This is a genomic window from Synechococcus sp. WH 8109 (assembly GCF_000161795.2).
Classification (GTDB): Bacteria; Cyanobacteriota; Cyanobacteriia; order PCC-6307; family Cyanobiaceae; genus Parasynechococcus.
Map to the genome: position 1 here is coordinate 468,068 of NZ_CP006882.1, position 22,260 is coordinate 490,327.

The 22,260-nt window shown below is 59.3% G+C and carries 32 protein-coding genes; 17 read left to right on the forward strand and 15 right to left on the reverse strand.

Annotated elements, in window-relative coordinates:
• The first annotated feature begins 118 nt into the window (after positions 1-118).
• From Syncc8109_RS02425 to Syncc8109_RS02440, 4 genes are read left to right on the forward strand one after another with little or no spacing between them, the layout of a single operon-like run.
• A complete protein-coding gene (locus Syncc8109_RS02425) occupies positions 119-1,090 on the forward strand; it encodes a DnaJ C-terminal domain-containing protein (protein WP_006851501.1) in 972 nt (323 codons plus the stop codon).
• 39 nt (positions 1,091-1,129) lie between these two features.
• Positions 1,130-2,131: a porphobilinogen synthase gene (gene hemB / locus Syncc8109_RS02430; RefSeq protein WP_025362102.1), complete on the forward strand. Its 1,002-nt coding sequence runs from the start codon at positions 1,130-1,132 to the stop codon at positions 2,129-2,131.
• A gap of 4 nt (positions 2,132-2,135) precedes the next feature.
• Positions 2,136-2,534 (forward strand): VOC family protein, encoded by a 399-nt coding sequence (locus Syncc8109_RS02435; protein WP_006850248.1) that lies wholly within the window; start codon positions 2,136-2,138, stop codon positions 2,532-2,534.
• Entirely contained in the window at positions 2,497-4,935 is a 2,439-nt protein-coding gene (locus tag Syncc8109_RS02440) for an endonuclease MutS2 (RefSeq protein WP_232202442.1), read from the forward strand. The genes Syncc8109_RS02435 and Syncc8109_RS02440 overlap by 38 nt, the downstream gene beginning before the upstream one ends.
• A 22-nt stretch (positions 4,936-4,957) precedes the next feature.
• Here Syncc8109_RS02440 and Syncc8109_RS02445 read toward each other — a convergent pair whose 3' ends face one another.
• Positions 4,958-6,136 carry an ABC transporter ATP-binding protein gene (locus Syncc8109_RS02445; RefSeq protein WP_006849782.1) on the reverse strand — a complete coding sequence of 393 codons (1,179 nt, stop codon included), beginning with the start codon at positions 6,134-6,136 and terminating at the stop codon, positions 4,958-4,960.
• 58 nt (positions 6,137-6,194) lie between these two features.
• On the opposite strand from Syncc8109_RS02445, the gene cgtA reads away from it, so the two are divergent.
• Together cgtA and Syncc8109_RS02455 are read left to right on the forward strand one after the other, a co-directional pair.
• Positions 6,195-7,184 carry an Obg family GTPase CgtA gene (gene cgtA / locus Syncc8109_RS02450; RefSeq protein ID WP_006851324.1) on the forward strand — a complete coding sequence of 330 codons (990 nt, stop codon included), beginning with the start codon at positions 6,195-6,197 and terminating at the stop codon, positions 7,182-7,184.
• Positions 7,185-7,277: 93 nt separating this feature from the next.
• On the forward strand, positions 7,278-7,460 hold the full coding sequence (locus Syncc8109_RS02455; protein WP_006851127.1) for a hypothetical protein: 183 nt from the start codon (positions 7,278-7,280) through the stop codon (positions 7,458-7,460).
• A 30-nt stretch (positions 7,461-7,490) separates the two neighbouring features.
• Here the strand turns inward: Syncc8109_RS02455 and Syncc8109_RS02460 are convergent, their stop codons facing one another.
• From Syncc8109_RS02460 to Syncc8109_RS02475, 4 genes are all read right to left on the reverse strand, one after another.
• Positions 7,491-7,709, reverse strand: a complete 219-nt coding sequence (locus Syncc8109_RS02460) for a CP12 domain-containing protein (RefSeq protein ID WP_006849912.1) — start codon at positions 7,707-7,709, stop codon at positions 7,491-7,493.
• Between the two features lie 138 nt (positions 7,710-7,847).
• Positions 7,848-9,749, reverse strand: coding sequence for an ABC-F family ATP-binding cassette domain-containing protein (locus tag Syncc8109_RS02465; RefSeq protein WP_006850971.1), 1,902 nt, complete (start codon positions 9,747-9,749; stop codon positions 7,848-7,850).
• The gene (locus Syncc8109_RS02470; protein WP_006851369.1) at positions 9,746-10,384 is read right to left on the reverse strand and encodes a DUF2301 domain-containing membrane protein; all 639 of its coding nucleotides are present in this window, start codon (positions 10,382-10,384) and stop codon (positions 9,746-9,748) included. Before Syncc8109_RS02470 ends, Syncc8109_RS02465 begins: the two co-directional genes overlap by 4 nt.
• Positions 10,381-11,355, reverse strand: coding sequence for a glutathione S-transferase C-terminal domain-containing protein (locus tag Syncc8109_RS02475; protein WP_006850523.1), 975 nt, complete (start codon positions 11,353-11,355; stop codon positions 10,381-10,383). Before Syncc8109_RS02475 ends, Syncc8109_RS02470 begins: the two co-directional genes overlap by 4 nt.
• Before the next feature lie 70 nt (positions 11,356-11,425).
• Here Syncc8109_RS02475 and Syncc8109_RS02480 point away from each other — a divergent pair, with 70 nt between their 5' ends.
• Entirely contained in the window at positions 11,426-12,340 is a 915-nt protein-coding gene (locus Syncc8109_RS02480; RefSeq protein ID WP_025362103.1) for an aspartoacylase, read from the forward strand.
• On the opposite strand, the gene Syncc8109_RS02485 is transcribed toward Syncc8109_RS02480, so the two are convergent.
• Together Syncc8109_RS02485 and Syncc8109_RS12115 are read right to left on the reverse strand one after the other, a co-directional pair.
• The gene (locus Syncc8109_RS02485) at positions 12,337-12,663 is read right to left on the reverse strand and encodes a hypothetical protein (RefSeq protein ID WP_006849691.1); all 327 of its coding nucleotides are present in this window, start codon (positions 12,661-12,663) and stop codon (positions 12,337-12,339) included. The genes Syncc8109_RS02480 and Syncc8109_RS02485 overlap by 4 nt on opposite strands.
• 27 nt (positions 12,664-12,690) lie before the next feature.
• Complete coding sequence (locus Syncc8109_RS12115) at positions 12,691-12,858, reverse strand: hypothetical protein (protein WP_156915471.1); 168 nt, start codon at positions 12,856-12,858, stop codon at positions 12,691-12,693.
• Positions 12,859-13,023: 165 nt separating this feature from the next.
• Between Syncc8109_RS12115 and psbA the strand changes: the two genes are divergently transcribed.
• Positions 13,024-14,103 carry a photosystem II q(b) protein gene (gene psbA / locus Syncc8109_RS02490; RefSeq protein WP_006850357.1) on the forward strand — a complete coding sequence of 360 codons (1,080 nt, stop codon included), beginning with the start codon at positions 13,024-13,026 and terminating at the stop codon, positions 14,101-14,103.
• A 186-nt stretch (positions 14,104-14,289) separates the two neighbouring features.
• Here the strand turns inward: psbA and Syncc8109_RS02495 are convergent, their stop codons facing one another.
• The 3 genes from Syncc8109_RS02495 to Syncc8109_RS02505 form a co-directional block, all read right to left on the reverse strand.
• Positions 14,290-14,589, reverse strand: a complete 300-nt coding sequence (locus Syncc8109_RS02495) for a DUF389 domain-containing protein (RefSeq protein WP_232202443.1) — start codon at positions 14,587-14,589, stop codon at positions 14,290-14,292.
• 214 nt (positions 14,590-14,803) lie between these two features.
• Complete coding sequence (locus tag Syncc8109_RS02500) at positions 14,804-15,598, reverse strand: prohibitin family protein (protein ID WP_006851674.1); 795 nt, start codon at positions 15,596-15,598, stop codon at positions 14,804-14,806.
• A gap of 103 nt (positions 15,599-15,701) precedes the next feature.
• Positions 15,702-15,980 (reverse strand): hypothetical protein, encoded by a 279-nt coding sequence (locus Syncc8109_RS02505; RefSeq protein WP_006850437.1) that lies wholly within the window; start codon positions 15,978-15,980, stop codon positions 15,702-15,704.
• 556 nt (positions 15,981-16,536) lie between these two features.
• On the opposite strand from Syncc8109_RS02505, the gene Syncc8109_RS02510 reads away from it, so the two are divergent.
• A complete protein-coding gene (locus Syncc8109_RS02510; RefSeq protein ID WP_025362105.1) occupies positions 16,537-16,830 on the forward strand; it encodes a hypothetical protein in 294 nt (97 codons plus the stop codon).
• Positions 16,831-16,836: 6 nt separating this feature from the next.
• Here the strand turns inward: Syncc8109_RS02510 and Syncc8109_RS02515 are convergent, their stop codons facing one another.
• Entirely contained in the window at positions 16,837-17,133 is a 297-nt protein-coding gene (locus Syncc8109_RS02515; protein WP_006852060.1) for a hypothetical protein, read from the reverse strand.
• A gap of 107 nt (positions 17,134-17,240) precedes the next feature.
• Between Syncc8109_RS02515 and Syncc8109_RS02520 the strand changes: the two genes are divergently transcribed.
• The 5 genes from Syncc8109_RS02520 (at position 17,241) to Syncc8109_RS02540 (ending at position 19,101) form a co-directional block, all read left to right on the forward strand.
• Positions 17,241-17,729, forward strand: coding sequence for a hypothetical protein (locus tag Syncc8109_RS02520; protein WP_232202444.1), 489 nt, complete (start codon positions 17,241-17,243; stop codon positions 17,727-17,729).
• A 155-nt stretch (positions 17,730-17,884) separates the two neighbouring features.
• Entirely contained in the window at positions 17,885-18,091 is a 207-nt protein-coding gene (locus Syncc8109_RS02525) for a hypothetical protein (RefSeq protein ID WP_006851644.1), read from the forward strand.
• Between the two features lie 81 nt (positions 18,092-18,172).
• On the forward strand, positions 18,173-18,457 hold the full coding sequence (locus Syncc8109_RS02530; RefSeq protein ID WP_006849776.1) for a hypothetical protein: 285 nt from the start codon (positions 18,173-18,175) through the stop codon (positions 18,455-18,457).
• A gap of 95 nt (positions 18,458-18,552) precedes the next feature.
• Entirely contained in the window at positions 18,553-18,744 is a 192-nt protein-coding gene (locus Syncc8109_RS11545; protein WP_006850529.1) for a hypothetical protein, read from the forward strand.
• A 39-nt stretch (positions 18,745-18,783) separates the two neighbouring features.
• Positions 18,784-19,101: a DUF3288 family protein gene (locus tag Syncc8109_RS02540; protein WP_006849876.1), complete on the forward strand. Its 318-nt coding sequence runs from the start codon at positions 18,784-18,786 to the stop codon at positions 19,099-19,101.
• Positions 19,102-19,671: 570 nt separating this feature from the next.
• On the opposite strand, the gene Syncc8109_RS02545 is transcribed toward Syncc8109_RS02540, so the two are convergent.
• Positions 19,672-19,875 (reverse strand): hypothetical protein, encoded by a 204-nt coding sequence (locus tag Syncc8109_RS02545; protein WP_006850869.1) that lies wholly within the window; start codon positions 19,873-19,875, stop codon positions 19,672-19,674.
• Between the two features lie 120 nt (positions 19,876-19,995).
• Complete coding sequence (locus tag Syncc8109_RS02550; RefSeq protein ID WP_006849787.1) at positions 19,996-20,178, reverse strand: hypothetical protein; 183 nt, start codon at positions 20,176-20,178, stop codon at positions 19,996-19,998.
• A 128-nt stretch (positions 20,179-20,306) separates the two neighbouring features.
• Here Syncc8109_RS02550 and Syncc8109_RS02555 point away from each other — a divergent pair, with 128 nt between their 5' ends.
• Both Syncc8109_RS02555 and Syncc8109_RS02560 read left to right on the forward strand, forming a co-directional pair.
• Positions 20,307-20,579, forward strand: a complete 273-nt coding sequence (locus Syncc8109_RS02555; protein WP_006850302.1) for a DUF3303 domain-containing protein — start codon at positions 20,307-20,309, stop codon at positions 20,577-20,579.
• A 155-nt stretch (positions 20,580-20,734) separates the two neighbouring features.
• Positions 20,735-20,980: a GIY-YIG nuclease family protein gene (locus tag Syncc8109_RS02560; RefSeq protein WP_006850146.1), complete on the forward strand. Its 246-nt coding sequence runs from the start codon at positions 20,735-20,737 to the stop codon at positions 20,978-20,980.
• A 325-nt stretch (positions 20,981-21,305) separates the two neighbouring features.
• Here Syncc8109_RS02560 and Syncc8109_RS02565 read toward each other — a convergent pair whose 3' ends face one another.
• A complete protein-coding gene (locus Syncc8109_RS02565) occupies positions 21,306-21,464 on the reverse strand; it encodes a hypothetical protein (protein ID WP_006850711.1) in 159 nt (52 codons plus the stop codon).
• Positions 21,465-21,792: 328 nt separating this feature from the next.
• Between Syncc8109_RS02565 and Syncc8109_RS02570 the strand changes: the two genes are divergently transcribed.
• Complete coding sequence (locus Syncc8109_RS02570) at positions 21,793-21,981, forward strand: hypothetical protein (RefSeq protein ID WP_006851291.1); 189 nt, start codon at positions 21,793-21,795, stop codon at positions 21,979-21,981.
• Between the two features lie 2 nt (positions 21,982-21,983).
• Here Syncc8109_RS02570 and Syncc8109_RS02575 read toward each other — a convergent pair whose 3' ends face one another.
• A complete protein-coding gene (locus tag Syncc8109_RS02575; RefSeq protein ID WP_006850505.1) occupies positions 21,984-22,184 on the reverse strand; it encodes a hypothetical protein in 201 nt (66 codons plus the stop codon).
• Between the last annotated feature and the right edge of the window lie 76 nt (positions 22,185-22,260).

Below are 22,260 nucleotides of genomic sequence, written 5' to 3' on the forward strand. Positions count from 1 at the left end.
ATGCTGATGCAGTGGTTGGTCTGAAGCTAGGTCGCATTAAGGCGTTCGGGCTTCCCTCCATGCGGAAGCAACAACGCAAGCCCTGTTGCGGTGAAACTGGGACCACCACTGGACGGGTATGGCAGGCAGCGGATACAAGGATTATTTCCAGGTGCTCGGTGTTGATCGCAGCGCCGATGCCAACACCATCAAGAAAGCCTTTCGCAGCCTGGCCCGCCAATACCACCCTGACGTCAACCCCGGTGATGCCCAGGCTGAAGCGCGGTTCAAAGAGATCAGTGAGGCCTACGAAGTGCTCTCCGATCCCGATAAACGGCGTCGTTATGAGCAATTCGGCCAGTACTGGAATCAGGCCGGCGGTATGGGCGGGGGAGCCGCGCCCGGGATGGATGTTGACTTCGGTCGCTACGGCAATTTCGACGATTTCATCAACGACCTGTTGGGCCGTTTCGGTGGACCGGCCGGCGGTGGTTTCCAGGGCGGTGGATTCCCCGGAGGAGGATTCGCAGGGGGCGGTTTCCCGCGTGGTGCCCAGGCTTCACGCCCTCCGGTGAATCTGGATGCCGAAGCATCGGTGAATGTGACTTTTTCAGAGGCCTTTCGCGGTGGTGAACGCAGCCTCTCGGTGAACAACGAGCGCGTTCAGGTGCGCATTCCTGCTGGAGTGAAGAACGGCTCACGGCTTCGGTTGAAGGGCAAGGGCAACCTGCAACCGGGAACCGGACGTCGGGGCGATCTCTACCTCAACCTCAAGATTCAGGACCACCCGATCTGGCGCCTGGAGTCGGATCAGCTGCGGGCCGATCTCCCCGTCAGCCTCGATGAACTGGCCCTTGGAGGCATGGTCTCGGTGATCACGCCCGATGGTGAGGCCCAGGTGAGCATTCCGCCCGGCACCGCCCCGGGCCGCAGTCTGCGGTTGAAGGGCAAAGGCTGGCCGTCGAAGACCGGTCGCGGTGATCTCCTGCTCACGCTGACGCTGGCCATGCCTGCCTCGTGGAGTGAGGAGGAGCGTCGATTGTTGGAGCAACTGCGTGCCAAGCGCACGGACCATCCACGTCAAGAGTGGCTTCGTTCGGCGGCCCTCTGATCGGGTGACCCTTACGATCACACCTTGTGTTTGGGTCTGATGGAGCTCACCTACCGCCCCCGTCGCCTTCGGCGTACGCCCGCCCTACGCGCCATGGTGCGTGAGCACAGCCTCTCGGCTGCAGACTTCATTTATCCCCTCTTTGTGCATGAAGGCGCTGAGGTGGAGCCAATCGCTGCCATGCCTGGTGCCAGCCGTTGGAGCCTTTCGGCCCTCACCGGCGAAGTGCAGCGTGCCTACGACCTTGGGGTTCGTTGCATCGTTCTCTTCCCCAAGGTGTCTGAGGGACTGAAGACCGAAGACGGGGCTGAGTGCTTCAACGCCAATGGCCTCATTCCACGGGCGATCCGCCAGATCAAGGAAGCCATCCCCGAGATGGCGATCATGACCGACGTCGCCCTCGATCCCTATTCCTGCGATGGTCATGACGGGATCGTCAGCCAGGACGGCGTGGTCCTCAACGACGAGACGATTGAACTGCTCTGCAAGCAGGCCGTTGTGCAGGCTGAAGCGGGCGCTGATCTGATCGGTCCCAGCGACATGATGGATGGCCGGGTCGGTGCCATCCGGGAAGCCCTCGACGACGAAGGCTTTGAACATGTGGGCATCATCAGTTACACGGCGAAGTACTCCTCCGCGTACTACGGCCCCTTCCGTGAGGCCCTCGATTCCGCTCCGCGTGCCGCCGGCAGCAAGCCGATCCCCAAAAACAAAGACACGTATCAGATGGATCCCGCCAATGCTCGGGAAGCCATCACAGAAGCACAGCTCGACGAGCAGGAGGGTGCCGACATCATGATGGTTAAGCCTGGTTTGGCTTATCTCGACATCATCCACCGTCTGCGCGAGGAGTCGGAACTCCCCATCGCTGCCTACAACGTTAGTGGTGAGTATTCGATGGTGAAGGCCGCGGCGGAGCGGGGCTGGATCGATGAAAAAGCCGTTGTGCTGGAGACGTTGCTGAGCTTCAAGCGCGCCGGTGCTGATCTGATCCTCACCTACCACGCCTGCGATGCAGCGGCTTGGTTGAAGGAGGCTTGATCCGATGGCAGCAGCCGATCAACCCAAGGGTGTGGATCGTCTCGGTCACGTTGCGATCCGTGTTGAGAACGTCGATCGGGCTGTTGCCTTCTACACCGATCTGGGCATGCGTCTGGTCTGGCGTGCCAACGACTGGTGCTATCTGGAAGCCGGGGAAGGTCGCGATGGACTCGCCCTGTTAGGCCCGGATTACAAAGCTGCTGGCCCACATTTCGCCTTCCATTTCCGCGATCGTGCGGAGGTGGATGTGATTCACGATCGTCTCAAAGCGCAGGGTGTGCACGTTGGTGCCGTCCATGACCACCGCGACGGCACGGCGTCTTTTTATCTGAAAGACCCGGAAGGCAACTGGCTCGAAATGCTTTATGAACCCCCCGGTGGCATCCCCTCCAACTGCAACTGACTTGAGTCAAGGGGTGGACCGGGCTCAGCAGGAAACCCTTGAACTGCTGGAGTGGCATCGGGTCTGTGACCATCTCAGTGGCTTTGCCAGCACCGGCATGGGTCGTGATGCGGCTCGGGTTCAACCGCTGCCCGCCAGCCTGGAGGAGTCGAAACAGCGCCTGGCCGAGACGGTTGAAATGGCGGTGCTCGATGACCTCACTGAGGGGGGGCTCAGCTTCCGCGGTGTGCAGAATCTCGAGCCCGTTGTGCTGCGCTGCAGCAAGGGAGGCGTGGCCTCCGGTGAAGAGCTGCTGGCCGTGGCGGAAACGTTGGCAGCGGCCCGTCGCCTGCGCCGTCAGACCGACGACCCCGAGCTGCGCCCGGTGTGCACCGCGTTGATCGAAACGATGGTGACGCTGCCGGAGTTGGAGCAGCGGCTCAAATTTGCGCTCGAAGAGGGCGGCCGCGTTGCTGATCGCGCCAGCTCGGCGTTGTCGGCGTTGCGGCATCAATGGAACGGTCTGCGCCAGGAACGTCGCGACAAACTTCAGGAGCTGCTGCGGCGTCTGGCCCCATCCCTGCAGGACAGTGTCATCGCCGAGCGTCATGGCCGTCCGGTTTTGGCTGTGAAGGCCGGTGCGGTGAGCCAGGTGCCGGGGCAGGTTCACGACAGTTCGGCCTCAGGCAGCACCCTCTTTGTCGAACCCCGGTCGGTGCTCACCATGGGCAACAAGCTGGTGGAGCTGGAGTCCCGCATCAGGGATGAGGAACGCAAGGTGTTGGCGGAGCTGAGTGCTCTGGTGGCTGAAGAGGCGTCCGTCCTCAACCAGGTGGTAGCCGTGCTGCGCGCGCTTGATCTTGCACTGGCCCGTGGGCGTTATGGCCGCTGGCTTGGTGGCGTTGAGCCTCAGCTTGAGGCGGCATCGGAGGCTCCGTTTCGCTTTTCAGGTCTGCGGCACCCACTGTTGGTGTGGCAGCACAAACGGGCGGACGGGCCGCCCGTGGTTCCCATCTCGCTGGAGGTGTCGCCGGAGCTGCGGGTGGTGGCGATCACCGGGCCGAACACCGGTGGCAAAACGGTCACCCTGAAAAGCATTGGCCTCGCTGCACTTATGGCACGCGCCGGCATGCTTTTGCCCTGTTCGGGGCAACCCTCCCTGCCCTGGTGTGCCCAGGTGCTGGCGGACATCGGAGATGAGCAATCCCTTCAGCAGAGCTTGTCCACCTTCAGTGGCCATGTGAAGCGCATCGGGCGCATTCTTGAGGCGCTGCACCGCGGTGGTTCTCCTGCCCTGGTACTGCTGGATGAGGTGGGTGCTGGAACGGATCCCAGCGAGGGAACGGCCCTGGCCACGGCTCTGCTCAAGGCTCTTGCGGATCGGGCTCGGCTCACGATTGCCACCACCCACTTCGGTGAACTCAAGGCCCTCAAATATGACGATGCTCGTTTTGAGAATGCCTCTGTTGCCTTCAATCCTGAGACCTTGTCCCCCACCTATGAATTGCTGTGGGGAATTCCGGGACGCAGCAATGCACTGGCGATCGCGACGCGCCTGGGGCTCGATTCGGATGTGCTTCACCAGGCCCAGCAGCTTCTGGCTCCAGGCGGTGATGGTGAGGTGAACAGTGTGATCCGTGGCTTGGAGGAGCAACGGCAGCGCCAGCAGGCCGCGGCAGAAGACGCTGCAGCACTCCTGGCCCGCACGGAGCTGCTGCACGAGGAGTTGCTGCAGCGCTGGCAGAAGCAAAAGCAGCAGACCGCGCAACGCCAGGAGCAGGGCCGTCAACGCTTGGAGCAGTCGATCCGTCAGGGCCAGAAGGAGGTTCGCACCCTGATTCGCCGGCTGCGTGATGAGCGCGCGGATGGCGAAACCGCGCGAAAGGCCGGGCAACGGTTACGCAGCTTGGAAGACCATCACCGCCCAACCCCTGAACGGCGTGCACCCAAGCCGGGCTGGCGTCCGTCTGTGGGGGATCGCGTGCGCTTGCTCGCCCTCGGCAAGGCCGCAGATGTGTTGGCCATCACCGATGACGGCCTTCAGCTGACGGTTCGTTGTGGGGTGATGCGCACCACGGTGGATCTGGCGGCGGTGGAAAGCCTGGATGGGCGTAAGCCGGAGCCGCCTCCAAAGCCAGTGGTGAAGGTGCAAGCCCGTTCAGTCGGTGGCGGCGGTGCACAGGTGCGCACCAGTCGCAACACCCTTGATGTGCGTGGCATGCGGGTGCATGAGGCTGAAGCGGCGGTTGAGGAATGCTTGCGCTGTGCCGATGGTCCGGTTTGGGTGATCCATGGCATCGGCACGGGCAAGCTCAAGCGCGGCCTGCGCGCCTGGCTGGACACTGTGCCCTACGTGGAACGGGTGACGGATGCCGAGCAGGGGGATGGCGGACCGGGCTGCAGCGTTGTTTGGGTGCGCTGAGCTGGTTCAGCCGTTTCAGTGGCTAACGGATCGCTTCACCATCCGCATCGAACAACCGCCAGCCTGTGGGGTCAGGGTCGAGGTGGATGGCATCGCCGGCAGTGATGTTGATCTCCGTTGAACCTCTGACCTGGATCAGTTGATCACCATCCAGGAGCCGACAGGTGAGGATCTGCTCATTGCCCAGACGCTCGCAATGGCTCACCTCGGCTTGGAGGTTCCGGTTCGTTGCCGGTGCCAGATGCCAGTGTTCAGGCCTCAATCCTGCGGTGAGGTTTTGGCCTTCTCGTTGAAGTAAAGGCGCGACCATTGCGCCTTCAACCTGAATGCGCTTGTTCCCCAGAATCAGAGTTGCGTTGGGTCCCACCGTGACGGGCAACAGGCTCATCGCTGGGCTGCCAATGAACTGGGCCACGAAGATGTTGGAGGGCCATCTGTACAACTCCATGGGGGTCCCGAGTTGCTGCAGGCGCCCTTGGTTCAACACAGCGATGCGGTTCCCCATGGTCATCGCTTCCACCTGGTCGTGGGTCACATAAACCGTCGTTGTTCCCAGTTCACGCTGCAGCTCGACGATTCTTTGGCGCGTGCTCGTTCTGAGTTTGGCGTCGAGATTGCTCAGCGGTTCATCCATCAAAAACACCTCAGGATTGCGCGCCATGGCGCGTCCGAGGGCGACCCGTTGTTTCTGTCCGCCGGACAGTTCCTTCGGCCTTCGATCCAGCAATTCTGTGAGTTCAAGAGATCTGGCAATGGTGTTCACCCGGGCTTCGATTCGGTCTTCTCTGACCGACCGCACCCTCAGTGGTTTGGGTAAGGCGCGCGTGGCTTGAAAGGCTTGATCTTGGATGCGCTGGACTATTGATTTCGCCTGGCTTCTGCGCAGTCCAAAACTGAGGTTGTCCCGCACGCTGAGATGCGGGTAGAGCGCATAGCTCTGGAACACCATGGCGACGTTGCGGCGCGCTGGCGGCACATCGCTGATGGGCCGGGAACCGATTTTGATTTCGCCGCTGGTGGGGCTGTCGAGACCAGCGAGCAGTCGCAGCAAGGTGCTTTTCCCGCACCCCGAGGGACCGACTAGCACCAAAAACTCGCCATCGTTGATCGTCAGATCCAACTGACGAATCACCTCAACGGGATCACTGCCGCCGCGTCCTGGGAAGGTCTTGCTGAGGTCTTCGAAACGGACGCCGGCCAACGACAGAGCTGCAGCGGCTGAATCTTAGGGTTATGGATTGGATTGAGCCGGCAGCACCGTGCAGTTCATCGATCAGGCACGGATCACGGTCCGAGGCGGGCGCGGCGGTGATGGCATCGCTGCATTTCGCCGTGAAAAGTATGTGCCCGCTGGAGGCCCCTCCGGAGGTGACGGCGGGTGTGGGGCTCCAGTGGTTCTCGAGGCCGACAGCAACCTGCAAACCCTGCTCGATTTCAAATACAAACGCCTGTTCGCTGCTGACGATGGGCGACGCGGTGGTCCGAACAAATGCACCGGCGCATCAGGGAAAGACCTGGTGATCAAGGTGCCTTGCGGCACGGAGGTGCGCCATCTGCGCACCGGCATTCTTCTCGGCGACCTCACCACCCCGGGTGATCGTCTCACTGTTGCCTTCGGTGGGCGAGGTGGTTTGGGCAATGCCCATTACCTGAGCAATCGCAACCGCGCTCCGGAGAAATTCACCGAGGGCCGTGAGGGTGAGGAATGGCCCCTCCAGCTGGAACTCAAGTTGCTGGCTGAGGTGGGCATCATTGGTCTTCCCAATGCCGGCAAAAGCACCTTGATCGCCGTGCTGTCGGCAGCACGACCCAAGATTGCCGATTACCCCTTCACCACTTTGGTTCCCAACCTTGGTGTGGTGCGCCGCCCCAGTGGAGATGGAACCGTGTTCGCGGATATTCCAGGCTTGATTGAGGGGGCCGCCCAGGGCGCTGGTCTTGGCCACGACTTTCTGCGTCACATCGAACGCACCCGTCTGCTGATCCACCTCGTGGACGCAGGATCCGAGGATCCCGTGGCTGACCTGAACGTCGTCCAGCAGGAGCTGGAGGCCTATGGCCATGGTCTGGTTGATCGGCCACGTCTGTTGGTGATCAACAAGCAGGAGTTGGTGACAGAAGAGGATCTCCCGACGTTGCGGCAAGACCTCGAAGCGGCGAGTGGTCGTCCTGTGCTGTGCATTTCAGCCGCCATGGGAACCAACCTCGATCAGCTGTTGGCCGAAACCTGGGCCGAGCTCGGGGTGTGAGTTGATGCTCAAGACAATCTTCATGTGATCAGCCACACCAATGCTTGTGGCCTGAACACGGGAGAGCCATAACGGGAATGTCTCTCCCATGACATGACCTTTTACACCTGTCTGGACAAGAAAGGCGACGTGATTGCCCGGTGCCAAACGAAAGAAGATGTTGCTGTGCTTCAACGCATGGGACGCCCGATCGCTGAAGTGAAGGCGATGCGTAAAGAGGAGGCTGTCGTCTGCAGCCTGACCGGCAGCCCCTCTGACTACAACGAGGACTACTGAGCCCTCGTTGGATCTCCGTCGCAGGTTGACTCAGTCGTCATAGACGCGGCACTCGTCTGCATCGGGATTGGCCTCGCAATGCAGCTCGAGCGAGGTGGGGTCGTGGCTGTCGTCGGGGTGGTGCTCCTTGTATTCCTCCAGCGACTTCAGCTCATCGGTGAGGTGACGAACCTTGGCCTCGTCACCAGCTGCCTTGGCAGCTTCGATTTCCGATTGATCCTTCTGGATGTGTTCGTCGATGGACTTCATGAATTCAGACCGTGGCCTGGGTGCACATTACGGCGATTCATCGGTTTTGGAGGGGTGGAATCCCACCCCATGACCATCCGACAACGTTGATCTGAAGTGGTGGTAGCCCTGGCTACAACAACGGCTCAAGATCGTTGATCAGGGCGCCAATTCGCTGAGTTCCAGCCAGCGTTCTTCCGCCTGTTCAATGCGGGTGATGAGCTCAGCCAGATCGAGACTCAGCTTGGCCATGTCAGCGCCTTCCTGGGTCATCTGCTGTTCCAGCTCCTCTTTCTTCAGCTCCAGTTCAGGCAGCTGTTGATCAAGCGCCGCAAGCTCCTCGTTTTCCTTGAAGTTGCGACGCCGCAGACCATCGCGCTTGGTCTGGCCGCTGCGCTCTGGTTTTGGTATGGAGGGTTTGCTCGCCTGGCTTTGGCTGCGTTCCTCCTGGCGTTGCTGCTCCAGAAACGCGCTGTAGTTCCCTTCAAACCGATTGAGCCGTCCTTGGTCGAAACAGAACAGACGATCAACCGTGCGATCCAGGAAGTAACGGTCGTGGGAAACAACGATCACGCAACCTCGGAAGTCCTCAAGAAAATCCTCCAGAACGCTGAGGGTCTGAACATCTAGATCGTTGGTGGGTTCGTCCAACAGCAACACGTTGGGCGCCTGGATCAGCATTCGGCAGAGGGTGAGGCGGCGCCGCTCGCCTCCCGAGAGCTTGGCCAAGGGGCTGTGCTGCTGGGCCGGTGGAAACAAAAAGCGTTCCAGAAGCTGGGATGCGGTGACTTGCTGACCCCCCAGATCGATCCGGCTGGCGGCTTCTTCCACGAACTCGATCACTTTGCGATCGAGACCCTTGCCTTCGTTGAAGGCTTCGGTGTGCTGGTCCAGATAACCGATGTGAACGGTCTCCCCAAGCAGCAGCCTGCCTTGGGTTGGCTCGCGCCGTCCGGCGATGAGATCGAGCAGGGTGGATTTGCCGCTGCCGTTGGGGCCGATGATGCCGATTCGGTCTTCAGGGCTGAAGCTGTAGCTGAAGCCATCGAGGAGTGGGCGACCGCCCGCGCTGCCATCGGCTGTGACCCCAACGGCTTCCGCTTCAATCACCTGTTTGCCGATGCGCCGGCTGATGCCGCTCATCTCCAGCTTTGCTTTGGCCTGATTGGGTTTCTGCTCGCGCATCGCTTCGATGCGTTGCAGTCGAGCCTTCTGTTTGGTACTGCGCGCCTTGGGGCCCTGGCGTAGCCAGGCCAACTCGCGGCGAAGCACGCTTTTGAACTTGGCTGCTGAGGCCGCTTCAGAGGCCTCTTCTTCTGCTTTGTGCTGCAGAAAGGTGCTGTAGTTCCCCTGATAGGTGCGGGCCTGGCCTCGGTCCACCTCCACCATCCGCCGCGTCACCCGATCGAGCACATAGCGGTCATGGGTGACCAGCACCAGAGCACCGGGATAGCGATCCAGCCAGCTCTGCAGCCATTCCACGGCAGCGGCGTCGAGATGGTTGGTGGGCTCATCCAGCAGCAGCACATCGGGGCAGGCCACCAGGGCTGACGCCAGACCCACCCGTTTGCGGTATCCGCCGGAGAGGTCGTCGACCAGGCGCTGGAGATCGCTGATGCCCAATTTCTGCAGCACTTCCCGGCATTGCTGCTCCAGGCTCCAGGCGTCCTCTTCATCCATCCGTTGGCTGAGCTGACCCAGCTCCGCCATCAGTGCTTCATTGCTGGGGTCTCTCGCGATGGCGTCGCTGAGGGCGCTGAAGCGCACCAGCAGATCCCGTTTGGCACCACAGCCCTCCAGCACCTGCTCCAGCACCGTGAGCCCTGGAGTGATCCGGCTCTCCTGACCCACCAGCTCCACCCGAAGCCGGGGTGAGCAGCGGCGTTCCCCTTCACCAAGCGGTTCTTTCCCCGCAAGCACCTTCAACAGGGTGGATTTGCCGGCGCCATTGGGACCGATCAGTCCCAGCCGCTCTCCTTCACCGATGTGGAGATCGAGAGCGGAAAAGAGGGTGCGGATGCCGAAATCCTTGGCCGCACCCACCAGGCTGATCAGACTCACGGCGTGCCAGCGGGCAGTTGACCGTCCAGATAAGCAAACACGCTTTTGTCGCCCACATCCGCTGCTGCTTCCATGCCGAATTTGCGCAGGGCCAGCAGCACCAGCAGCAACGCTGCACTTTCCAGTAAAGCCAGGCAGAAGGGGCCATTGATCAAGCCCACCAGATGCCCCAGCAGCGCTGCCGGCAGCAGCAAGGTGAGGCCGATGGCTTCGGGCCGTTGGAAGCAGAAAAACTCCTTGAAGCCGATGCCCGCCAAGGCGGCAAACAGCGGCCCTATGGCCAGGATCCACAGTGGCTGTTCCCGGAGGGCGGCGAGCGCTTCGGTGGGGCCGGCCTGCAGCAGCAGGGCCCCCCAACCGATGCAACCACTGAGCCAGAACAGTTGAAGGGCGCGGTGCAAGGGGCGGAGGTAGATGTGGATCCAGCGCAGTGCCAGGCCCAGGGCCGTGGCCATCGGCAGCACCCAGAGCCATGCCCAGGGGCTATCGGTCTGCCACCACTGCAGCACTCCTGCAGCGAGGCTGAGGCCGGTGATCAACAGGGCGATCCGATAGGAACGCACCTCCTGGCGATCGGCAGCGGTGATGGAGTAAGGGCCGTAGACACCTTCAAAGGTTGGATCTGCGCTGGTCATCCCGACGCTGCTGTGCTGTTAACCAGTGTGCTCAGGTCAGGACCGGCTGGAACGATGCCGCCGGGATTGAGGGGGAACAAGGCACCGAAGTAGTCGTTTCGCCAGGCGTTGCCGTCGCAGGTGTCCGCCACGCCCGGCAAGGCGTAAAAGCGTTGTCGCCATGCCCAGAGGTGTGGGTAGTGCCAGAGCGGCTGCCGAGTGCAGCCGAACAGGGGCGCATAGACCAGCTCCCAGCGGATCAAGGTGGGGAACAACCGCACGTCCGCCAGGGTCAGTGTTGTGCCGCACAGCCATGGACCATTGGTTTCGAGACTCTTCTCCACCGCAGCAAGGGCGGCGAAGAGATCGGCTTCAGCGCGGTCGTAGGCCGCTTGGTTGCGGGCGAAACCGCAGCGGTACACCCCATCGTTGATGGCCGGTTGCAGTCGCTGCTGCCAGGCATGGATCCTGTCGGTGGCTTCAGCCGGTGCCAGGTCTAAAACCGCGTCTTGATGGGGCCAGCGGTTCAACAGGTCCACCAGTGGTGCACTGTCATTGCCCAGCAGGGTGCGCGTCTTGGGATCCACCAGCACAGGAACGGTGGCCCGGTAGCTGGGGGGCGCGCCGCAGTGCTGATACAACTCCAGCAGCGTGTCGCACCCCTCCCAGGCTGGATTGAGGGCCCAGCGTCCAGCGTTGTGATCCGCCTGTGCCATCACGAGGGTGACGCTGTTGTGCAGATGGCGCAGCCGATGCACCAGCCAGGTGCGATGGGCCCAGGGGCAACTGCGCCCGATCACCAGGATTGGTCGTTGGCCTGCGCTGCGCTGGAGCAGGTCTTCGGGGTTTAAAGCCGGCCGGGTGAGCGGATCGCTGTTGGGGCGCGTGTAATTGCCGGCCGCATCGGCTGGGCCCAGCCCACCCATGAGCCGTTGCCATTGCCATCGCCAACTGCGACGGGCGGCCGTGACAACGAAAGGTGGGATCGACATGGCGCGGTTTGGATCGCTTTCATCCTCGCTGTGACTCGTGCTTCAGTCAGAACTTGGTTCGCTGTGGTCCATGAGCAGCTGTGGCGTTCTTGTGGTGGCCGGCACCCACGGCAATGAGGTCAATGCCCCTTGGTTGCTGCAGCAGTGGCAGGCCAACCCTGATTTGATCGACGTTGCTGGTTTGGCGGTACAGAAGGTGATCGGTAACCCGGAAGCGTTGCGCCGCCGCTGCCGTTACGTCGATCGTGACCTCAACCGCTGCTTCCTCCCGGAACAGTTAGAGCAGGAGGCCCCCGGCTTGGAGTTTCAGCGTGCAGGGGAACTCCTGCGGTTGCACGGCCCGAGCGGCGAGCAGCCTTGTGCTGTGGCCATCGATCTGCACAGCACCACAGCGGCCATGGGCAATTCCCTGGTGGTGTACGGCAGGCGTCCCGCTGATCTGGCCCTCGCGGCTTTGGTACAGGGAGCGCTCGGCCTTCCGATTTATCTGCACGAAGCCGATGCTCAGCAGACCGGCTTTCTTGTTGAATCCTGGCCCTGCGGCCTGGTGATCGAGGTGGGCCCTGTGCCGCAAGGTCTGCTCAATGCTCGGGTAGTTGAACAGACACGTCTTGGCTTGGAAACCTGCCTGAGGGCGATGGATCAGGCAAATCAGGGGTTGGCCCGGCTGCCGGATGCTCTGGTGGTTCACCGTCACTTGGGGAGTAGGGATCTTCCAAAGGCGGAGAACGGAGAGCCTCAGGCCCTTGTGCATCCCGAACTGCAGGGCCGCGATTGGCAGGACATCAGCTCAACCCAGGCCATGTTTCGTGCTGCGGATGGGACCGATCGTGGTCAAGCATGGGTTGATGGGGAGATTCCGGTGTTTGTGAATGAAGCGGCTTACGCAGAGAAAAGCATTGCTTTCTCCCTCACGCGCCGGGAGGTGTTGCCCGTGGATCCCACCTGGCTGCCGGCCTTGCAGCAGCTGCTCTCTGCGGCTTAACCGCAGGCCCATACACCTTTACCTTCTTGAGAGCAGATCAGATTGCTGGTCTGACCATTGGCCCAGTACATCCGCAATCGGTCGTCCTCGGTGCCGATCCGCAGGGTGAGGGATCGCAGAGGGCCGGCCGGGGTCTTGCTGTCTGCATCGCCGCCGGGAGACTTGAGGTGTTGCAGTTCCTGCTCCAGCTGGTTGATGCGTTGTTCCAGCTGTTCGATAGAAGCGCTTGCGTTTGGTTTGTCGCCGCTTGAGGTCACCAGTCCACAGCTGGTGAGACCAACCGACGTCAGCCCAAGACAAATCAGAGGAATCAAACGCTTCATGGGCCTGTCCTGATTGGCCCCAGCCTCTCAGCAGAACTGGCCCTGGGCCAGACGTTCACTCCAATAGACGGTTGCACCTTGAGCCTCCAGCTCCAGTCGCCTGTGGCGGGCCTGGGTCAGAGGAACGGTTTCCTCCAAGCGGTGGCCGGCTTGCATCCAGCGGATCAGAACCAAAAGCGCCTTCGTGAGTCTCATGAATCTTAAGTCTTTCGAAAGCGTCGCTCTTCATGCCTGGGGCTCCTGAGCGTTGGTTTCGCAATCTGTGGACACACAGCGCAAACTTCCTTTACAATCCCGATCAGGCAGGGCTCTCCTGCCCTTCCTTAAACCGTTCCTTCGGGAACATTTCTTTCCGTTCTCATGACCACCACCCTCCAGCAGCGCTCCGGCGCTTCCAGCTGGCAGGCCTTCTGTGAGTGGGTCACCTCCACCAACAACCGTCTCTATGTCGGTTGGTTCGGTGTGCTGATGATCCCCACACTGCTGGCTGCCACCATCTGCTTCGTCATCGCTTTCGTCGCCGCTCCCCCGGTCGACATCGATGGCATCCGCGAGCCCGTCGCTGGCTCCCTGATCTACGGCAACAACATCATCTCTGGTGCTGTTGTTCCTTCCAGCAACGCCATCGGCCTGCACTTCTACCCCATCTGGGAAGCTGCTTCCCTCGATGAGTGGCTGTACAACGGCGGCCCCTTCCAGCTGGTTGTTTTCCACTTCCTCATCGGCATCTACGCCTACATGGGTCGTGAGTGGGAACTTTCCTACCGCCTGGGCATGCGCCCCTGGATCTGCGTTGCCTACAGCGCACCTGTCGCTGCAGCTTCTGCTGTCTTCCTGGTTTACCCCTTCGGTCAGGGTTCCTTCTCTGACGCAATGCCCCTGGGCATCTCTGGCACCTTCAACTACATGTTGGTGTTCCAGGCCGAGCACAACATCCTGATGCACCCCTTCCACATGCTGGGCGTCGCAGGTGTTTTCGGCGGCAGCCTGTTCTCCGCCATGCACGGCTCCCTGGTGACCTCCTCCCTGGTGCGTGAAACCACCGAGAGCGAGTCCCAGAACTACGGCTACAAGTTCGGCCAAGAGGAAGAGACCTACAACATCGTGGCTGCCCACGGTTACTTCGGTCGCCTGATCTTCCAATACGCCTCCTTCAACAACAGCCGTAGCCTTCACTTCTTCCTGGCTGCTTGGCCTGTTGTCGGCATCTGGTTCACCGCCCTCGGCGTGTCAACCATGGCCTTCAACCTGAACGGCTTCAACTTCAACCAGTCCATCCTTGATGGTCAGGGCCGCGTCCTGAACACCTGGGCTGATGTGCTGAACCGTGCCGGCCTCGGCATGGAAGTGATGCACGAGCGCAACGCTCACAACTTCCCCCTCGACCTGGCTGCTGCTGAGTCCACTCCTGTGGCTCTGCAGGCTCCTGCCATCGGTTGATCTGGAATCAACAAACGATTCAGATCAACTGAATCGGAAAGCCCCCTCCTCGGAGGGGGCTTTTTGTTGTGCTTTCAGAATTGAGCTCCAATCAACCATCAATAGCGAGGAGCCATCTGAGGTTCTCTCTGCACAACTCAGTGCGATGTGGAGGCTGCCAACCCCTCAGCAACGCTTTACGTCGATTCAGCAGTGTGGAAGCGAGGCCACGGCAATCTCCGTGCCGACCATTGAACTCACGGCACTGGGGTTGAGCTTGGCGTAGGTCGCGATATCACCTGCCGCCAGGGCGATGCCTGAATCAAACATGTTGGGCTCAAGTCGGGCGACGATCTGTTCTGGCAAGTCCTCGACCACAAGCAATCCCTGACTGCGTGCGATTAGGCCCAATCCGATCGACAGGATCAAGGTGATCCCTGCTCCGACGACAAGGGTGATCAGTGATCGTGACAACAGCCTGGCCTGCTCGATCAGGATCGCGAACATCGCCACACGCAGCGGCAAGATTCACGGCGCCACAACCATGGCACCGATAATTACAGCATTGTTTTCGGCGACTTGACCCACGCTGGCGCCAACCGTCAGAAGGATGAATGATTCGTTCAGCCGTGTTTCAGCGTCGTAACTGCGGTGCAGTTCTTCGTGACGATCTTTGTCTTCGAAAAGCGATTGTTAATCAACAACCACGGCTGGCGTTGGTTCAGCTGCGTCGCCCCACAATTACTGGAGGTGTGCTCGCGTTGCTGCCCGGAAGGGCCGGCACCACCTCCGTTTGCCCATCCCATTTGTCGAGGAAAAGCTTGTAGAGGACCTGATCGTCAAGGCTCCGGTTGAGGGTGTCGTAGCGCAGGGCTTCCTGCTCAGCGATTTTTACTTCGGTCTGGGCGCGGAGCAGTTGCTGCTCTGCGATCTGTTTCTGTTCAATGGCAGCGCGATATTCCTCAGCGATCTGCAAGCCCGTGAGGTCAAGACCGCGCACTTCCACGTAATCAAATTTGTCGAGTTCTTCGGCGACAGTGCGCTCCACCAGGGAGGAGATGTCGTTCCATTCGGTGGCAATGGTGACGAGCTCGTACTGGGAGAAAACCGACTTTAGGGCTTTCAGCAAAGACGGCTGAATGATGCGGGGGTAGATCTCGCGGTCGTTGCCGGCAATCGTCCTGTAGATCCGTCCGGCTTCGTTGGGGCGAACGGCGTATTTCACGGTTGCGGTGGCTTCGATCACCTGGAGGTCCTTTGTGAGGGTGGCGAATTCCTCCGGTTTGACCTGGGTGCGCACATCAAAGGGATACACCGATTGAATGAACGGAATCTTGAGATTGAGGCCGGGGAGTCTTGATCCTCCGCTCACCTTGCCCAAGGTGGTGAGCACGGCAACTTTGCCGGCCGGAACGATAAACAGAGCCTGCCCCAACAACAACAGCGCGCTGAGAATGACGGCAACCACGACGGCGAGACTACTTGCGGGATCGTTGATCCGTCGTGGGGTTTGCATGATGCGCCGTGATCCTGAGTTGATGATGTCGGGTTTGCTCGTGCGCTGTTGGCTTATGGCCGGGTTCTCCGCCAAACCGACATCAACTGGATCTAGCGAATGCCTAGTTCAACCAAAGCGACTTAAAGGCTCTTGGGTATGAATCCCGCAGGGTCATCGAGGTCTCGCGGATGAAGGTGATGCACGCTTTGGATCCGTCGAAGACGTTCGCTTGAATCATCATCTGCATGGCTTGCTGAAGCGTATTTCCTTTGCCCAGGCTGGTGTCGATGATCTTCACCGCTTTGGCAGGTTCACAAGGACCTAGCTCCAGAGTGCTTGCTGCAGACGGGAGCATGCTCAGAGCAATCGCTAGCAGCAGCAATCGGTTCAGGGCACGCATCTGGTCGAGATCTTGTGTTGCTGCACGGAGCCTATGGCGTGGGTCTGACTCTTGTCTGACAAAGTTGTTTTTTTGATTTCACTGGCCTGGGTCAGACCCTGAAGCAGTCTCCAGTTCACTGAGATGAGTCAGATCCGTGAACAAAGTTGTGCAGATGTGGCTTACCTCCTCTACATGGACATGCTCCTTGGCCATGTGAGCTCTGCAGACAGGACTGACTTGTCATGAAGAAGTCATAAAAAACCTCCGTTGAACGGAGGAATAAGCCAAGTAATCCCCATCACCCGGCTTTTCAATAAGTGTAGTGCTTCTCGTCAAGTTTGTGCAGCTGATCCACCAGATGTGGTGGATTGAATTTCACAAAACACCGCTTGGCTGCAGCTTTTCCACAGGAAGGTGGAAAACTTTGGCAGTCCGTGTTGTCGCCGTTTCTTCAAAAGGCCTGCAATCACTGGATCGTTCGGGTAAGCTGTGGATATCCCCATCACCCGGCCGCCCATTTGTGGCGGCTTTTTGTGCCTGGGCTGCCAGTGTGGACCCGTATTCCACAAGGTCTATGTCGGTGAACCGAGAACAGGCCAGGGACGCACTGGCGACACTTCTCGAGGTTTTCGCGGGGCCGAACTACTCGGGCGCATTGCGTGATGGTGATCTCACCACCCGCTTGGAGCGATGCACGAGCTGGGTGAAGGCTGAAGCCTCTGAGGCGGCATCTCTGATCGAATCATGCGTCCCCCATGGCAAGCCGATGCTTGCTCAAGCTCAGCAACGCCTGGCTGTTCTGGAATCGTTGAAGACGTTGCAGGCTGTTGCCGTCAACCATTTCGGCCCCCTCGACGATCCCAGCTAAGGCGCGTCAGTCGCGACGCAGCCAAGGCGAAGCATTGCTGAACCAGTCGCCGAGATCATCTTCTGGATGCTCCGGGTCGTCTGGATAACGTCGCCCTAAGTCGAGATCGGCCATCAAGCCGTCGAGGCCTTGTTGTGTGCCTTCCCGTTGAAAACGTTGCGCTCTGCTCACCCACGTGCTCACGCTGCGATCGCGTTCGGCAAATTTTTGAAGGTAGACGCGTTCCTGGAGTGACACGAACTCACCCTGAGCCAGGCGGCTGCAGATGTTTTGCAGTTTCAAGCGTGTCGATGTGGTCAGCATGATCGGTTCACCTTTTTCAGGTGATAGGGAGTTCCGACCTTGCCTTCAGTGGCCCAAGGCACCATTTGTTGCACGGGTGCATGGCCTGGTTTTCATATCCTGACGTGATGGATCATGAGGAAACCCAGAGCCTGACGCCGATTGCATCGGACTCGCTCTGGTTGGAGCGCTGTGGCACCCTGTTGCGTCCGCAGAACGATCCTGCATTGTTCGGTTCAGCGGACGCAGATCTGTACTTCGCTGTAGATGGTCAACCGCGCTTTTACGTGATGCGGATCCGCCGCCGGCCTCCTGTGCTCAAGTCGATGACGCGGCACCGTCGCGTGAGTCAGTGTCTGGGATCTGCCGATGCACAGCCCTGGTGGATGGCCATGGCCCCTTCCACGGATTCCGGCTGTCCGCCCCCCGCATCCTCGATCGTTCTGGTCAAGTTTAAGGCCGGTGAAGCCTTCAAGCTGCATCCGGGAACGTGGCATGCAGGCCCTTTTGTTCAGGAGCAATCAGCGCTTTTTTTCAACCTTGAATTGAGAACCACCAACGAAGACGACCACAACTCGCTCACATTGGCACAGCTTTTGCGGTTGAACTTGATTTAATTTCCTCTGGCTGTAACGGGATGAACAGCGCAACCGGGCTTGGGTGCTCTATATTTTTTTTGTAGCAACTGCTACAAACGTTCACTTCGCTACATGGCGAAGCGCAGTTCGACTCAGGGCATGGAACGGGGCCTGAGCTTTCTACGAGGAACACCATGAATGCTCTTCAGCTTCTGAAGGAGCGTGAGCTGCGCGTGCAGCTCCGCAACAGCTCCAAAAAGGTCCTGGCTCGCGGATCTGAATCCGGCGACTACACCTCTGCACATCTCTCTCCCGTCAAGCTGGCGAAAGAGAAGGTTGCTCCCACTCAGTTGAAATACCGAGGAGTGACCTACGAGGCAATGCGTGCCAATTGGCTCTGACCCCTGTTTCATTCAAGGGATGAAGCCCCACTTCGGTGGGGCTTTTTGTTTGGATGGACTGATCGTGTCTGCAAGTCGACAGTGGCCTTTGATGTTGCGACCACCGGATCAATGTCGTATCTGGATGTAAGGGATCAACTGCCATCGATTGACCCTGACAATCTTTCGCCGCAGGACGTTCTGACCATTCTTTTGCATCTGTTCCAGCAGCAGCCCGGATTCGTCGACCGTGGCCATGAGGTCAACAATAAAGAGACAGCTTGGGTAAATGGCTTTCTCTTTCGTCTTCAAAATGACGCCACAGCTGAGCGTCTTTCGATTGAGGAAGTTGGTTCAAGTGTCGACAAAATCTCGGCTTTGCGCTGATTACAACAGCTGATCAAGCGATCCCAACGAGTTTCTGTTGATCCCGCACAGAGAGCGCGTGCCCCTCGAGCATTTGTTCATTACGAGTCCGGCGCATGTTTGCGGTACAAGAGCTAACAGTTGACGGCTGGTCCAATCGCGCCGAACACGCTTCCAAAGACAATGCCTTCTGGCATGCCCGTGCCCGTAGTGATGCTGATGGGCACACGTATCGCCTGATCAGCGAGGAAAAGCACGTTGTCTGCCTGCTCACCAGTCGTGGGTCTGAGTGCTGGGAGCTCGACTAATCTGCTGCTCTGGCTGCCCTGTTCAGGCATGATCGGTGGATGACCGACGATATGCAGCAAACCCATCCGCTTTACGCCATCGATCGCGACCAGATCGATGCTGTGTTGGGTCACGAGGGCGAACCAGGCCCGCAGCAGTTGACAACGATTGCCGCGTTATTTTCGCGATATGCGGATTTTCCTGGCGCTGAAGATATTCGTGATGATCTGCAGAAATGTCTCACGCTATGGGGACTTTCGCGCGACGAGTTGAACCTTAAGACGCGTGAAATCTGGGAGAGTGGTTGGCGGCCTGGGCAGGATCCTGTGGCTGAAGGTGTTGGTTCTGGGGCCGATGTGGAGGATGCAGACGCTTGATGCTTGTCTGTATGGCTCTTCCCTTAACTGTTTAAACGTGAGCCCGAGATGAGATCGGGTTGCACCTGTTTCATGGGTGATCAGCCAAAGAGGAAGGCCGCCCTTCCCGGTGGAAAGACGGCCTAACTCGCTCGTTTGTGCATCGTTCAACCCATCACTTCAGCTAGGGAAAGAAAGGGTCGAAGCGTCTGGCTCGAGGCGCCCTGGGGCCATGGGCTCGAGGTGTTGGGTCGTTTTCTCCGAGGGCACCTGAGACGGTGCAAGTGGAGCGTCGATTGGCGTGGCGGACCATTGCGTGCCCACCAAAGGACCAACCCAGGTCATTGTTGAGACTGTTGGAGCAGGGGCCAGAAAGTCAGTCTGCTTCTTCGGTCTGCTGGGGTGGAGTGTCGTCCGTCATGGGCTCCTCCGATCTCGATGCCCATAGTTTTGTGCCTGCAGAGCACAAAGTCATCAGCATTAAGGCGCATTGTCTTGAGGGCCTGAACGATCGATTGTTGAGGTGGCGTGCCTGTCCGTTGCCTGAAGCCTGGTCTTGATCTCGCGTGGACCCGGGAGCATGCGATCTGATCAGATCTCGGTCTGGTTGTCGACGCCCCTTGATGTCCGTTCTTCCTCTGTGAGGTATTCCTCAATGAGGGGGGAGTGTTCACCCCGCTGAACGGCGCTGATCTCCCGTTGGATGTTCTGAATGAACAGCTCGTTCCCGTTCCGCTTGGCCACCGCAAGCACACGCTCGAGGCGTTCAAGTTCCGCCTGCTGTTCGTTATTCATGCCATGGAACGTCAGTTATTACCCACGCTGGCAGGGTTGGATCAATAACGCCGAACAAGCTGGCCTGATGTGTTGCTGAACCCGATGGGGTTGTGCTCTGAGGCTGAGGTCAAAATCCGCTTAAGCAGCATCTGATTCCGCCTCCTCATACAGAGCCTTGAGCTGATCGAGCTCAACCATCAGGTATTGAATTTCAAGCCAGTCCGTCGAAAGGTCAATGGTGGTTTCCAGGCGGTCAATCTGACGCTTGAGAAGCTCCGTCATTCCGCCATCTGGCTGCTTGGCTCCCATGTAACCGCGCATGACGCTGGATGCAAGACGACTGCTGATGACGATTGAGGGAAGGGCTTGTAGCGTTCCATCCCTCCGTGTTCGCTCTCACAGACAAGCTGTATGGCCCGTGGGAATGTTGGTTAGCTTCAACACCTTTCATGACCTTTTTGATGCACTGGTCTTTCAAGACCGGCTACCACGAAATAGCTGCCAAGAAGTTCCTGGCAACGGGTGCGCCTTTCCCCGAGTGCATGTCTTGGAAGCGTTGGCATGCACCTGGCTCTGTTGAAGGCTGGATCCTCGTGGAGGCAGACAACGCCGATGCCTGTTACGAGCATGCCGCGGAGTGGGCCGAGTGCCTTGACTGGGAGGTCACCCCAGTTCTTTCAGATGAGCAAGCTGGCCCCCTCATCGCGAAGGCCTACAGCTGATCGCCTGATGGGAGCGATGCCCCTCGACACTCCGGGGGGCTCAATAACCCGTTTAGATCGTGCCAAACATTTCCGATCCCTGGGGGAGTTCACTACCACCCAGAAAACGAAAGGGTTTCGGCAGTGACCCTTGGCGACCTTTCAGTGACACTGATGTGAGCAAGGCTGGCTACGTCTACGTCATCCAAGCCGTGTACACCGGCATGTGCAAAATTGGCCGGACAAAAGATTTTGATCGCAGGCTGAAGGAACTGGGAGTTGGTGTGTCAGCCAACCTGATCAAGGCGCAGTTCTTCAATGACTGTCACGCCGTTGAGAAGCGGATGCATAAGGAATATGCGGACAGTCGCCTTCTAGGGACGGAATACTTCAGGCTGAGCTGCCCTCCCTGGCTGGGCTAGCGCCGGTAGTAGTGGCTCCCGTGAACAGGCGAGCGCATGTTGTGCTTCCCGATGCCGACTATCGCGCTCAATTCTCTGAGGGCGGTTTAGTTCAGGACACGATCCAGAAAGCGAGTAATCGCTTTAAAGGACCAGCCATTACCAGTGGCCTTGAGCTTGGGAACGCAATCTGCGTGAACAGCTGAGCCAGCCGCGTGTTTCGCTGCAACCTCAGAGAGTTCGATCGTCTTGCCGCACACTGTGCAGGGGAGCTTCTTGACCAAGCGGTGATGCCTTCAACCCTGTTGTCAGTCGTAGCTCTACAACCTACGAAAAGGCCACTCCCTTAGCGCCGGTATTGGTGGTGCGGTGCACGCCGGTTGTGCACCCCGATGCCCAACATCGCTCTCAGCTCACGAGCAGTGGCAACAGCGGCACCAATGTTGTTCGATTTCACCCCGCAGGCCATGCACTCCTGCAGGTTGTGGATCAAAACCATGGCCATTTGAGGGTTCTCTACGTTCGTTGCCTCAAGGTCCTTGTGGACCAGATCCATTGCCTTGCTTGCGATCCGCCGGGCTGTACGTCTACTGACCCCCTCGGATCGGCCAGTCTGGCCACAACGTGGCTGACGGAGTGCCCCTGCAGGATCCATCCAGCTGCCTTGCGGACGCGGATCTTGTTTTCGGTCCGGGTGGTCATGGCTACCTCTGGGTGGCGACGACTGACTGGTGATGGATTGGGCTGTCTGTGATTTCTTTCGCCTTTCTTTGGATACCGTGCGCCGTCTTTTGCGGAGCCATTGCTCACGACAAAGGACATAGCGGTGTGGCTTGGTTCTTTGGTGGCTTGTTTTTGGCCCCCTTGGCGTGGTGGCTGTAGCCGCTCTCAGTGACCGCAAACTGCGGCGCTACATCCGGCTGATGGCTGAAAAACAAGGTGTTCCGCAGGACGCCTTCGGAAAGGCAGAGCAAGCATCCGAGACTTCGGAGCCAACAGACCTCTACCCCAAGCTCAAGTGACATCACAGCAACCCCGCTGAGATGAAGTGCTCCTCGACCAGGGATAGGTCTGCGTCGTCAAGGTCCTCAGCCATATCGGCGATGACACCGGCAACGATGGCTCTGTTGATGCGAAACCATTCCTCCCGGCTGCAGCTCCGAGGCCAGTCCTGAATACCTTCGAGGAGAGGGGGCTGGCGGACGTGATCGAGAATGAGGGCCATTGTTCAGATGACACGTGCGTAGTGCGTTGCTGGCGTTGTTGGTGCTGATATCAGTGCCAGTGCACGCCGCAGAACC